Source organism: Bacillus sp. Root131 (assembly GCF_001429475.1).
Lineage (GTDB): Bacteria > Bacillota > Bacilli > Bacillales > Bacillaceae_G > Bacillus_A > Bacillus_A thuringiensis_S.
Genome location: NZ_LMJQ01000010.1, coordinates 15,566 through 27,831, shown reverse-complemented (window position 1 = coordinate 27,831; position 12,266 = coordinate 15,566). Strand labels below are relative to the sequence as shown.

Here is a 12,266-nt window from a genome sequence, read left to right as displayed (position 1 = left end):
TTTATGCCTGGATACAAAGAATATAGGATAAATGCTAGAAAGGAAAGTTGGCATACATTTTGCAATAAGAAGAGAAAACAATGTAAAGAAAAGGATGGGGTACGCAATGAACACAAAAAAATTTGCTAAAGTAAATGAACAAATTCCAGGACCGAAAGCGGCATCTTTATTGGAACGCCGTCAAAATATAGTACCAAAAGGAGTAAGTAACGGCATCCCAACGTTTGTACAATCTGCAAATGGTGCTCTTGTAACGGATGTTGATGGCAATCAGTACATTGATTTTGCAGGAGCAATCGGGACAATTAACGTAGGACATTGTCATCCAACGGTTAAAGAAGCGCTCCATAAACAAGTCGATCAATACATTCATACTGGATTTAATGTCATGATGTATGAGCCATATATTGAATTAGCGGAAAAGCTTGCGGCATTGGCACCAGGAAGTTTCGATAAGCAAGTCCTATTTTTAAATAGTGGTGCAGAAGCAGTTGAGAACGCGGTGAAAATCGCTCGTAAATATACGAAGAGACCTGGTATTATCGCATTTTCTAAAGGTTTCCACGGGCGTACATTAATGACAATGACGATGACAAGTAAAGTGAAGCCATATAAATTTGGGTTTGGTCCCTTTGCTCCAGAAGTATATAAAGCGCCATTTCCATACGAATACCGTCGCCCAGAGGGATTAACGGAAGAGCAGTATGATGATTTTATTATTGAAGAGTTTAAGAACTTCTTCATATCGGAAGTAGCACCAGAAACAATTGCAGCTGTTGTAATGGAACCTGTTCAAGGGGAAGGTGGATTTATCGTCCCAAGTAAGAAATTTGTTCAAGAAGTACGCCGCATTTGTTCAGAGAACGGCATCTTATTTGTAGCGGATGAAATACAAACAGGCTTTAGTCGTACAGGAAAATATTTTGCAATTGATCACTATGATGTCGTTCCAGATTTAATTACAGTGTCTAAATCATTAGGGGCTGGTGTACCGATAAGTGGTGTCATTGGACGTAAAGAAATTATGAATGAATCTGTACCAGGTGAACTTGGTGGAACGTATGCAGGAAGTCCATTAGGATGTGCGGCTGCATTAGCTGTTCTCGATGTAATAGAAAATGAGAAACTAAATGATAGAGCGATAGAATTAGGAAAAGTCGTAATGAACCGATTCGAAGAGATGAAAAATAAATATCATTGCATCGGTGATGTGCGTGGGTTAGGCGCAATGTGTGCATTTGAGGTCGTTCAAGATCGTAAGACGAAAGCACCTGACAAAACGTTAACGGCTAATCTATGTGCAGAAGCAAATAAGCGTGGGTTACTTTTATTATCAGCAGGAACGTATGGAAATGTTATACGTGTGTTAATGCCTTTAATTATTACAGATGAGCAACTTGAAGAAGGATTAACAATAATTGAAGAATCGTTGCAAGCTTGTTATGAGCAAACAAACATCGCTCGCGTTTAAAAACTGAAGTATAAATAGCAAACATTCTAGCTGACTCTATATTAAATCCAGAAAATTCACTTTATAATAAAGGTAGTGAAGTGGGTCGATGGATTTGAAGTTAGGGGTGGCTAGGATGGTTGCAGAAAAGGAACGAGTGTTAATGGATTTAAAAGATGTATTTGAATATGCGTTTGACGAAATTTTTGTTACAGATGAGCAAGGGATCGTTGTGCGTGTAAATAGTACATGTGAAAGGCACTACCAACTAGCTGCCGAAGAGTTAGTGGGTAAGCATGTAAAAGAACTACAAAAGGATGGAATCTTTTATCCATCAGCGACATTAGAAGTGATTGAAAAAAAGAGGCCAATTGAACTCGTTCAAACTACAAAATCAGGAGAGTATTTACACGTTCGTACAAGGCCTGTTTTTGATGATGAGGGAAATTTAAGAAGAGTGATTAGTTATTCTCGCGACCTTACTGAACTCTATCAATTACGTCAAAAGGTAGAGGAAATGGATAATCAGCTAAAAACATATAAAAAAGAATTAAGAGAAACATATGAGCATGAAGGACTTATTTTTAAAAGTCTAGCTATGCAAAAAATAGTCGATACAATCAAAAAAGTATCTGTAGTGGATAGTACTGTTCTCGTTTTAGGCGAGACTGGAGTAGGAAAAAGTCGATTAGTACGCCATTTACATGAGGTGAGTCATCGGAAGAATGAAAGTTTCTATGAAATTAATTGTGCGGCATTGCCAACTAATTTAATTGAATCGGAGCTTTTTGGATATTCAGGTGGATCTTTTACAGGTGCAAATCGTGAAGGGAAAAAGGGACTATTAGAATCCGCGCATAAAGGAACTCTTTTTTTAGATGAAATCGGTGAAATGCCGATTGAAATCCAAGCGAAGCTTTTGCAAGTATTGCAAGAAAAAACATTTCGTCCTATAGGCGGAAGAGAATTAAAAAAAGTGGATGTTCGAATTGTCGCGGCAACAAATAGAGATTTAAGCGAGATGGTGAAACAAGGAACATTTCGGAAAGATTTATACTATCGTCTGAATGTCATTCCAATTGCAATTCCCCCGCTTAGGGAAAGAACAGAAGATATTTTACCGCTTATTTATCATTACTTGCAGCACTTTAATAAAAAGTACGGACGTGATGTGAAACTAGCACCGGGTACATTACAAATGTTTGTTGGATATCCGTGGGAAGGAAACAATAGAGAAATAGAGAATGTAATTGAGAGAATTGTTATTACTGTCGATGATGTTGTAACGGTAGAGGATTTGCCACTCTCTATGCAAGAGGCTGCAGTTGAACAATCGGGGCAAAGCCTTTATAAAATGCTGGAAGAGGTAGAGAGAAATATTATTCTTAAAGCGTATAAAACGTATGGATCAAGTTATAAAGTGGCTGAGTTTTTGCAAATTAGTCAATCTGCTGCTACTAGGAAAATTAAGAAGTTCATAGAGGGGGAAGAAAACATTGGATAAAAAGGCGACTTTCGTAAGTATAGATAAAAAGGCGATGTATATAAATGGTGAGTGGATTACACTACAAGAACAAATTGAAGTAAATAATCCTGCGACGAAGGAAATATTTGCAACTGTACCAAAAGGCGGAGTAACAGAGGCAAAGCAAGCTGTTGATGCTGCACATGAAGCTTTTAAAACGTGGTCTAAGTTAACGGCAGCAGATCGTGCAACGAAGTTAAAAAAGTGGTTCATGCTTATTGATAAAAATAAAGAAGAGATCGCAGCGATTATGACGAAGGAACAAGGAAAGCCGTTTGCAGAAGCGCTTGGTGAAGTAAATTATGCAAATAGCTTTGTTGAATGGTATGCAGAAGAGGGGAAACGTGTATATGGTGAAATGATTCCTGCTTCTCATCCGAATAAGCGCATTTTAGTTATGAAGCAACCAGTTGGCGTTATGGCAGCTATTACACCATGGAACTTTCCAGCTGCTATGATTACGAGAAAGGTAGCCCCAGCGCTTGCAGCAGGCTGTACAGCAGTTGTAAAACCTGCAAGTCAAACACCACTAACTGCATTAAAATTAGCTGAATTAGCACATGAAGCGGATATTCCAAAGGGTGTAATTAATATCGTAACAGGTAGTGCAAAAGCAATTGCTGATACGTGGATGGAAGATGGTCGTGTGCGAAAAGTGTCCTTTACAGGGTCAACGGAAATCGGAAAAGAGTTAATGGCTAGTGCGGCGCAAACGATGAAAAAAGTTTCACTGGAGTTAGGTGGTCACGCTCCGTTTATCGTAATGAATGATGCAGATTTAGATAAAGCAGTAGAAGCGGTGATTGGTTCGAAATTCCGTAACGCAGGACAAACGTGTATATGTACAAACCGAGTATTCGTTCAAGAAGAAGTATACGAAGTATTTGTAGAGAAGTTCCAAAAGGCAGTAGGGCAGTTGAAAGTAGGAGACGGTTTCGGTGACGGAACGACTGTCGGACCACTTATTGATGAGAATGCAGTTTCAAAAGTACAAGAACATATTGAAGATGCTATTCAAAAAGGTGGAACAGTTTTATATGGTGGTCAAAAGGTCGCAGAGTTAGAGGGACATTTCATGCAACCGACTGTAATTGGGTTGGCAAATGATACGATGCTTTGTATGAACGAAGAAACATTTGGGCCAGTGGCACCAGTTGCGAAATTTAAAAAAGTTGATGAAGTAATCGAACGTGCAAATAATACACCATACGGTTTAGCTGCGTATATTTTCACGAAAGACATTAGCCAAGCATTCCAAATTAGTGAAGCGCTAGAGTACGGTATTATTGGTCTAAATGACGGTCTTCCATCAGTTGCACAAGCACCATTCGGTGGCTTTAAAGAAAGTGGTATCGGCCGTGAAGGAGGCCATTTCGGCATCGAGGAATATTTAGAAATTAAATATATTTCATTAGGACTATAAGTAGTATACTAGAATCTCTATAAGGTAACAGAGAAGGAGATTCTAGTATGGTATATTGGCTATTATTACTTGTTACAATTATTTTTGAAGTGGCTGGAACAATTGCGATGAAACTATCAAATGGTTTAACAAAGCTCGTTCCAAGTGTATTGATTTTCGTATTTTATGGAATTTGTTTCAGCGTGTTCGCCATCGTTGTGAAGAAGATTCATTTAAGTATTGCTTATGCTATTTGGTCTGGCGTTGGAACATTACTTATTACAATCATTAGTGTGTATTTTTTTAAAGAGCACATTAGCTTATTCCAAGCATTTTGTATTCTTTTTATTGTTTTGGGTGTCATTGGTCTTAAGGTTTCATCGGCATCCTGAAAGCTATCTTTTGTAGAAGATAGCTTTTTTCTATTTGTGCAGTTAGCAATTAATACGACAAAATATGACAAGAAAGAGTAAAGCGTTTTGTTATGATACATATGAAATATTGTCTTATGTGGAGGAAAGAGTATGTTAAAAAAGGTGAGTCAAATTGTTTTAATTTTTGGCATAGCTTTTAGTTTAAGTGCTTGCACTGAGACTAAAGATAGTAATGAAAGTAAACAAGAAGATGTTCAAGATAAAGTGTATAAAATAGGGGAGACAGTAGACGTAGATGGTTTGCAAGTAACTATCGATTCAGTTAAATTAGGATATCCGGATTATGATGAGGATAAAAAGAAAGAAGAGATTTTGGGGGTTATTTTCAAAGTGGAAAATAATAGTAAAAAGGAAATACCTTTTGCATTTTATGAATTTGAGATTATCGATAAGAAAGGTACAAGATTTAAAGAATATAATAACCCTGATAGCTTTATTAGTAAAAAGTTAGCACCAGATGAAAAAATTCAAGATATCATGCTATTTGACGTAGCGAAAGAAAATACGTATATCGCTACGTATAGACCGGAGTTTACGCGTGAAAATAGAACGATAAAATTTGAATTGAAACCAAATAAATAAAAAACACATTGGATTATCCAATGTGTTTCTTTATGGTAATAGATTTAAAACGCCCAGTTACCTTTACGGAAGATAGGCTCATGTCTGCCATCAGCTGTAATACCATCGATATCAAGCTCAGCGGATCCAATCATGAAGTCGTTGTGTGTAATACTAGCGTTTGCGCCGTTTTCAGCAAGTTCTTCTTTAGACATTGTTTTTCCGCCAACTAAGTTAAATGCATAAGCATTTCCGATTGCAAGGTGGCAAGATGCATTTTCGTCAAATAGTGTATTGTAGAATAAAACATTTGTGTTTGAAATTGGTGAGTCATGAGGTACTAAAGCTACTTCTCCTAAGAAGTGAGAACCTTCATCTGTTTCTACTAAATGTTTTAAAGCTTCTTCACCAGCTTCAGCTTTATAGTCTACGATACGTCCGTTTTCAAATGTTAACGTGAAATTATCGATAATATTACCTGCAAATACTAACGGTTTTGTACTAGAAACTTGGCCGTTTACACCTGTTTTAAGTGGCATTGTAAATACTTCTTCAGTTGGAATATTAGCCATAAATGGTACGTTCTTTTCATTTAAGCTACCAGCACCAGCCCATACATGTTTTTCTGGAAGTTCGATTGTTAAATCTGTTCCAGGACCTGTATAGTGAAGAGCTTTATAATGCTTTTCGTTTAAGTAATCCACTTTTGTATGTAATGTTTCATCATGTTCTTTCCATGCTTCTACAGGATTTTCTAAATCAGCACGAGTAGCTTTGAAAATAGCATCCCATAACTTTGCTTCTTGTTCTTCTGGCGCTATGTCAGGGAATACTTTCGCAGCCCATTCTTTCGTAGGAACAGAAATTACACACCAGCTTACTTTATCGGCTTGTACGTAATCACGGTATACTTTCATCGCTTCTCCAGCTACTTTATGAGCTGTTGCAATACGCGATGCTTCTACACCTTTTAATAAATCAGGGTTTTCTGCATAGATAGACATAAATGCAGCGCCTTCTTTTGCTAATTCCTCACGAGCATGTGCTTTCCAAGAAGGGAATTCAGAGAAAGCTTCTTCAGGAGCTAGATCGAACTTTAAGCGTGTTAACGTCTCATCATTCCAATCCACATATACGTGTTTTGCACCAGATTTATATGCTTTCTCTGTAACGAGGCGTACAAATTGTACAGCTTCAAGAGGTGCACTAATTGATAAAGTTTGTCCAGGTTGAATATTAACACCAACATTAACTGCAAGAGCAGCATATTTCTCTAACGTTTGTTCAAATGACATATGTATAATCTCCTTTAATTTGAAAGATTTCTTACTATATATAATACAAGAAAATTCTAAAAATATATATAAATATAGCGCAAAAAGAGAGCTCAAAATGTATTGAGCTCTTACATTTACTTAATTGAAGAAGCAAATTGCTCTACAGTCGTTGTATGGTGTATACGAACGCGCTTCATCTTTAACAATTCATCAGGTTCACCCTTCGTAATGAATTGCCCAGGCTTTGTCGTCGTCGCAAATTGATAATACTTCTTCGTTTCTGCAACAACCTTATCATCTACATGGCCGAATGGATATGCGATTGCGATAACAGGCTTACCTGTTATTTTTTCTAGCTTTTCTTTTGAACCTTTTAACTCTTCCTCATAGTTTGTAATTTTCGGCAAGTCTGCATGTGTTGCAGTATGAGATTGCACCGAGAAAATGCCGGAATCAACCATTTCTTTTATTTCAGAAGTAGACAATGCTCCTTCTACATCAACGTTATCAACAATCATATATTCTGTTGCTACCGGTTTGAAAGTATCATCTTTTAGCTTTTGTAAAACGCGAAATGCATTCATATTATTTTTCATACCGTCATCAAATGTAACGAAAATCGGCTTATTTACTTTATTTATATCACTCCAGCGTTCAAACGTTAACAGCGTATAACCATTGTCCTTTAAATGTTTCATTTGTGCTTCAAAGTTAGCTGGTGATACGAATAAGTCTTTAATACCTTGACCATGATAATCATCAATTGCGTGATACATAAGAACAGGAACCTTTTGTTCGAAAGTAATAGTAGATTTCGTAAGCGAGATTGTTTTCCCATCTTCTTTCATTCCTGTTGCTTCAATTTGGAACTCACCGCGTTTTCCTTCAAATTCTTTTATATCAAAAGGAAGTGTAAATTGTTTCTCTTTTTCTTTAGAAGAAAAAGATTTAGCACTTTCCTTTCCATCAGCTGTGCGCCAAATTTTATATTGTACCTCAGTTAAATTATCTTTTATATCTGTCATATGAATAGTAGTGTCTGTAGATTCGTATGTGATGGGAGTATAAGAAATTTTACCTTGTTCTTGTACAGTCTCTTTTTGTTTAGCTACTTCTTGAACCTTTTTCTCTTTTTTAGGTTCTTGGCTTACATTGCTAGTATTGCAGCCTGCTAGAATGGCAGACGTACATAAAGCAATTGTTGCGTATTTTCTCATAAAAATCACCTTCTATTGTGTAGTATGTTGCATATTGACATTAAAATCCCCACCGCTATAAGAGTGGTGGGGATATACCCTTGTTCATCATATCATTTGAAGAAAATGAGGGGAATATGATTTTTAGGAGGCTATTAAGGTAATAGATTAGTGACTTTGAATAGATGTATTTTTTTGTTTCTTATTAGAATTAATAATAATATAACCGACTACAAAGATAAGAGGAATAATAAAGACATAGATAGGCATTCCCCATACATAATAGCTTTTTAGGGTTAAGACTAGTAAATGTAAGAAATCGAAAATTGCGTGGGCTTTCATAATATCCTCCAATGGCTTTTTGAAAATTATAACATTTTAAACTTGTTATTTGTATAATTTGGAAAGTGATTTAAGCTAATTTTAAAGTAAGAAGAAGACTTATTAATATGCAATTTTGCATACGGGTATGGATTCTATTAAAATATAAAGATTTTATACTATAATAAAAACCGCTATAAAACTAAGTAAGGATAATGTATGGAGTGGAGAATAGAAATGAAATATAAAAAAATAATATATATCTTTTTCATATCGCTATTTATAGTTGGTTGTCAAAGTGAAGTGAGTAAAGCGAATAGTGTGGAAGAGTATATTCCATCGCATCTTATGAATGCGGAAGTGACGGCGGATATTATGACACTAGAGATGGATCGTGATACACGTAAAAAAGTAGAGGTTATTACTAAAAAGATGAGTGATCATGTAAAGAATGATAAAGAGTGGTACATAAACTATATATCAGGGCATATAGATAAACAGGTGAAACCGTATCATCCTAACTTTGGTATTACAGAAGAAGAATATAACTTTTTTAGAAACGCCGTTGAGAATAGTAGTTTATCTAATACAAGTGATGGAAAACTTCGATTTAAGCAAAAAAGTAACCATGAAATTGAAATTGTTTCAAGTAGAAACCTAGAACTATTCCAGCATCTAGTAATTGATACAGAGAAGAATATAATAAAAACTTCTTTTGGAGAATGTCAGTATGTTGGAGAAATAAAGCCATCTTCAGAAAAAAGAATATTAGGTCGAGTAAATGGCAAACAATGGATGTTACAAAAAGAAAATTTAATCTATTTATTCTCTTTAGGAAAGCTTGAAGGAGAAGATAAATCTGTTATGGTTATTTCAGTAAAAGGCATACACGAAGGAAAACTTATTAGTAACGAGGAAGTAGTCGAATTCCGTTCGATTTCATAAAGAATCAAAAAAATCACCTTACTCGTTAAAGTAAGGTGATTTTTTATTAAATAAACAATCCAGCGATTGTTGCAGATAAAATAGAAGCAAGTGTTGATGCAAATAGCATTTTCCAACCAAATTTAGAAACAACGCTTCCTTGTTTTTCAGAAAGGGCACGGATTGTACCAACGATTGCACCAATTTGGCTAATACTTGCGAAGCTAATTAAGAATACTGTAACGATTCCAACTGTACGTGGAGCTAATGTTGTAGCTGTGTCTTTTAAATCAAGGATTGCTACAAACTCGTTTAAAACAATCTTCGTACCCATAATACCACCAGCTGGGATAATATCTTGAGTTGGAATACCCATTAAGAATGCGAATGGAGAAAGTACGTAACCGAAGATTTGTTGTAAAGTAACAGCATGTCCCATTGCGCCTGAAGCTGCACTAATTACGTAGTTTACAACTTCCATCACACCGATAAAGGCGATCATTAATGCGGCAACGATACCAGCTACTTTTAAACCATCAAGCGCACCGTTAATCATTGCGCCGATAAAGCTGTCTCCGAATAGAGTTCTATCAAATTTTTGAATCACTTCATCTTCTTTTTTCGTATCAACTGGTGTTAATAACGAACAAACGATTAAGCTTGAGAATAAGTTTAGCGGAAGAGCTGCTAGTACGTATTTTGCATCTAACATCATTACGTATGATGCTGTAACAGAAGCAGAAACGGAGCTCATCGCAGAACAACAAATGATAAACATACGATTTTTATTGAAATGCTGTAAATCGTTTTTAATGACGATTAACGCTTCACTTGAACCGAAGAATACAGAGTTTACTGCGTGGAATGACTCAACGCGCGGCAAACCAGTAATTTTTGAAATTGCACCGCCGACAACACGAACGATGAATGGTAAAACACCTAAATAACTAAAGATTGAAAGTAGTGCTGAGAAAAATACGATAATTAATAATACGTTTAAGAAAAAGACAAAATCTCTGTGAATTCCATTAAAGAGAAAATCGACACCTGTCGTACCAAGTTTAATTAGTTTGTTGAAAACTTTACTAATGAAAATAATGATTTGTTGACCAATCTTTGTAGCAAACATAAACCAACCGATTAAAATTTGGAAACCAATCATAATTGCAATTGCACGGAAGTTGATTTTACTTTTGTTGTTTGACAAAGCAAAACATAAACCTAACACGGCAAGAATACCGATAATGCTCATTACATATTGCATGTAGTTGCCCCTTTCAGAAGTTCGTATAAAGTTTGTACATAAAACGTTCGTTATATTACTAAAAATAAAAGAACGAGGTTTTATGTCATACGTAAGATGTCTGACCTTTTAGAAAAATAAAAATAAAAAAAGACCCATATGGATTCACTTTCATCTATGAGAGAAAGCTAATCAATATGAGTCCTTTTTTACGCATAGGCTAATATTCATTAGTTTTCCCCATAGTCCAGCAATTTAAGGTTGCCGGGTAGAAACTCTCGATCCATATTATCAAGTATATATGAGGTAACATCGTCCGTATTAAATTAGTAGTAGCGTAACATTAACAGAGAAGTATCGTCAATAGCTTTTTTTCTTCCAATAGAAAAAGACCATATAAGTATGATAAAATGTAACGCAGTGTTATGAAAAAGAGAGGTCGGAAAATGAGTACTAAAATGACGCCACCAGTTGAGAAAAACGAGTTTATAGATGTAGTATTTGAAGATTTAACACATGATGGTGCCGGTGTTGCGAAAGTAAAGGGCTATCCTATTTTCGTTAAAAACGGATTACCAGGTGAAGAAGCGCAAATTAAAATTATTAAAGTGAAGAAAAACTTTGCATTTGGTCGTTTAATGAAGCTTCATACAGAAAGTCCATATCGTAAAGATGCTGAATGCCCAGTATATAATCAGTGCGGCGGTTGTCAGCTTCAGCACTTAACTTATGAAGGACAATTACAAGCGAAAGAAAAACAAGTACGTGACGTTATGCAGCGTATCGGAGGACTAGGTGATGTTCCTGTTCATCCTGTACTTGGCATGAAGAACCCGTGGGTATACCGCAATAAAGCACAAGTACCAATCGGAGAACGTGAAGGTGGGCTTGTAGCTGGTTTCTATCGCCAAGGAACGCATGACATCATTAATATGGAATCATGCTTAATTCAGGCAGAAGAAAACGATACATTAATTCAAGAAGTAAAACGTATTTGTGAAAAGCACGGTATCACTGCGTATAACGAAGAGCGTAACAAAGGAACACTTCGTCACGTAATGGCTCGTTACGGACAAGTAACAGGGGAAATTATGCTTGTCTTCATTACGCGTACAGCGGAATTGCCAAACAAAAAAGCAATCGTTGAAGAAATTGCAGCGAAATTCCCAGAAGTAAAATCAATCGTTCAAAACGTAAATACGAAGCGTACAAACGTAATTTTCGGAGATAAAACGACAGTACTGTACGGATCAGAATATATTTATGACTTTATCGGTGACATTAAATTTGCGATTTCAGCACGTTCATTCTATCAAGTAAACCCAGAACAAACGAAAGTGCTATACGATAAAACGTTAGAATACGCAAAATTAAATGGTAACGAAACAGTAATTGATGCCTATTGCGGAATCGGATCAATCTCGTTATTCCTAGCGCAAAAAGCGAAAAAAGTGTACGGCGTTGAAATCGTCCCAGAAGCAATCGAAGACGCAAACCGAAACGCAGCACTAAACAACATGACAAACGCTGAATTTGGCGTAGGAGAAGCAGAAGTAGTCATTCCAAAATGGTACAAAGAAGGCGTAATCGCCGACACAATGGTCGTAGATCCACCGCGTAAAGGCTGTGACGAAGCATTACTAAACACAATCATCGACATGAAGCCAAACCGCGTCGTATACGTATCGTGTAACCCAGCAACATTAGCACGTGACTTAAAAGTACTAGAAGAAGGCGGATATAAAACACAGGAAGTACAGCCTGTTGATATGTTCCCGCATACGACTCATGTGGAGTGTGTGGCTTGGCTTAAGTTAGTATAATAGGAAAGCAGTTGATATAGGAAAATCTATACCATCTGCTTTTTGGTTTACAAAAATACCATTCATAAGCGATTTTAGTTAAAATAAATATTGCTGATTTTCACAAATTA

The 12,266-nt window shown here is 36.2% G+C and carries 10 protein-coding genes and 1 riboswitch; of the genes, 7 read left to right on the top strand and 3 right to left on the bottom strand.

Annotation, left to right across the window (positions count from 1 at the left end):
• Window positions 1-106 precede the first annotated feature (106 nt).
• The 5 genes from gabT (at window position 107) to ASE54_RS20280 (ending at window position 5,393) form a co-directional block, all read left to right on the top strand.
• Window positions 107-1,471, top strand: coding sequence for a 4-aminobutyrate--2-oxoglutarate transaminase (gabT, locus tag ASE54_RS20300; RefSeq protein ID WP_001093021.1), 1,365 nt, complete (start codon window positions 107-109; stop codon window positions 1,469-1,471).
• Between the two features lie 115 nt (window positions 1,472-1,586).
• Window positions 1,587-2,954, top strand: coding sequence for a sigma 54-interacting transcriptional regulator (locus tag ASE54_RS20295; RefSeq protein WP_000225139.1), 1,368 nt, complete (start codon window positions 1,587-1,589; stop codon window positions 2,952-2,954).
• Window positions 2,947-4,398, top strand: coding sequence for an NADP-dependent succinate-semialdehyde dehydrogenase (gene gabD, locus ASE54_RS20290; protein WP_000358125.1), 1,452 nt, complete (start codon window positions 2,947-2,949; stop codon window positions 4,396-4,398). Before ASE54_RS20295 ends, gabD begins: the two co-directional genes overlap by 8 nt.
• A gap of 47 nt (window positions 4,399-4,445) precedes the next feature.
• A complete protein-coding gene (locus tag ASE54_RS20285) occupies window positions 4,446-4,769 on the top strand; it encodes a multidrug efflux SMR transporter (protein ID WP_000263262.1) in 324 nt (107 codons plus the stop codon).
• A 132-nt stretch (window positions 4,770-4,901) separates the two neighbouring features.
• Window positions 4,902-5,393, top strand: a complete 492-nt coding sequence (locus tag ASE54_RS20280; protein WP_000915107.1) for a DUF4352 domain-containing protein — start codon at window positions 4,902-4,904, stop codon at window positions 5,391-5,393.
• A 44-nt stretch (window positions 5,394-5,437) separates the two neighbouring features.
• Here ASE54_RS20280 and ASE54_RS20275 read toward each other — a convergent pair whose 3' ends face one another.
• Window positions 5,438-6,667: an aminopeptidase gene (locus tag ASE54_RS20275; RefSeq protein WP_000007370.1), complete on the bottom strand. Its 1,230-nt coding sequence runs from the start codon at window positions 6,665-6,667 to the stop codon at window positions 5,438-5,440.
• A gap of 116 nt (window positions 6,668-6,783) precedes the next feature.
• Window positions 6,784-7,866 (bottom strand): polysaccharide deacetylase family protein, encoded by a 1,083-nt coding sequence (locus ASE54_RS20270; protein WP_001233761.1) that lies wholly within the window; start codon window positions 7,864-7,866, stop codon window positions 6,784-6,786.
• Between the two features lie 537 nt (window positions 7,867-8,403).
• Here ASE54_RS20270 and ASE54_RS20265 point away from each other — a divergent pair.
• Entirely contained in the window at window positions 8,404-9,111 is a 708-nt protein-coding gene (locus ASE54_RS20265) for a hypothetical protein (protein ID WP_000875601.1), read from the top strand.
• A 46-nt stretch (window positions 9,112-9,157) separates the two neighbouring features.
• Here ASE54_RS20265 and ASE54_RS20260 read toward each other — a convergent pair whose 3' ends face one another.
• Window positions 9,158-10,354 carry a nucleoside transporter C-terminal domain-containing protein gene (locus ASE54_RS20260; RefSeq protein WP_001200491.1) on the bottom strand — a complete coding sequence of 399 codons (1,197 nt, stop codon included), beginning with the start codon at window positions 10,352-10,354 and terminating at the stop codon, window positions 9,158-9,160.
• A gap of 202 nt (window positions 10,355-10,556) precedes the next feature.
• A riboswitch (purine riboswitch) is annotated at window positions 10,557-10,658 on the bottom strand.
• A 121-nt stretch (window positions 10,659-10,779) separates the two neighbouring features.
• On the opposite strand from ASE54_RS20260, the gene rlmD reads away from it, so the two are divergent.
• On the top strand, window positions 10,780-12,156 hold the full coding sequence (gene rlmD, locus ASE54_RS20255; protein ID WP_000105037.1) for a 23S rRNA (uracil(1939)-C(5))-methyltransferase RlmD: 1,377 nt from the start codon (window positions 10,780-10,782) through the stop codon (window positions 12,154-12,156).
• The last annotated feature ends 110 nt before the right edge of the window (window positions 12,157-12,266 follow it).

Coding starts and splice junctions, on each gene's coding strand:
- ASE54_RS20275 (WP_000007370.1), bottom strand. CDS start 6,667: ATGTCATTTGAACAAACGTTAGAGAAATATGCTGCTCTTGCAGTTAAT.
- ASE54_RS20265 (WP_000875601.1), top strand. CDS start 8,404: ATGAAATATAAAAAAATAATATATATCTTTTTCATATCGCTATTTATA.
- ASE54_RS20295 (WP_000225139.1), top strand. CDS start 1,587: ATGGTTGCAGAAAAGGAACGAGTGTTAATGGATTTAAAAGATGTATTT.
- gabT (WP_001093021.1), top strand. CDS start 107: ATGAACACAAAAAAATTTGCTAAAGTAAATGAACAAATTCCAGGACCG.
- ASE54_RS20280 (WP_000915107.1), top strand. CDS start 4,902: ATGTTAAAAAAGGTGAGTCAAATTGTTTTAATTTTTGGCATAGCTTTT.
- rlmD (WP_000105037.1), top strand. CDS start 10,780: ATGAGTACTAAAATGACGCCACCAGTTGAGAAAAACGAGTTTATAGAT.
- ASE54_RS20270 (WP_001233761.1), bottom strand. CDS start 7,866: ATGAGAAAATACGCAACAATTGCTTTATGTACGTCTGCCATTCTAGCA.
- ASE54_RS20260 (WP_001200491.1), bottom strand. CDS start 10,354: ATGCAATATGTAATGAGCATTATCGGTATTCTTGCCGTGTTAGGTTTA.
- ASE54_RS20285 (WP_000263262.1), top strand. CDS start 4,446: ATGGTATATTGGCTATTATTACTTGTTACAATTATTTTTGAAGTGGCT.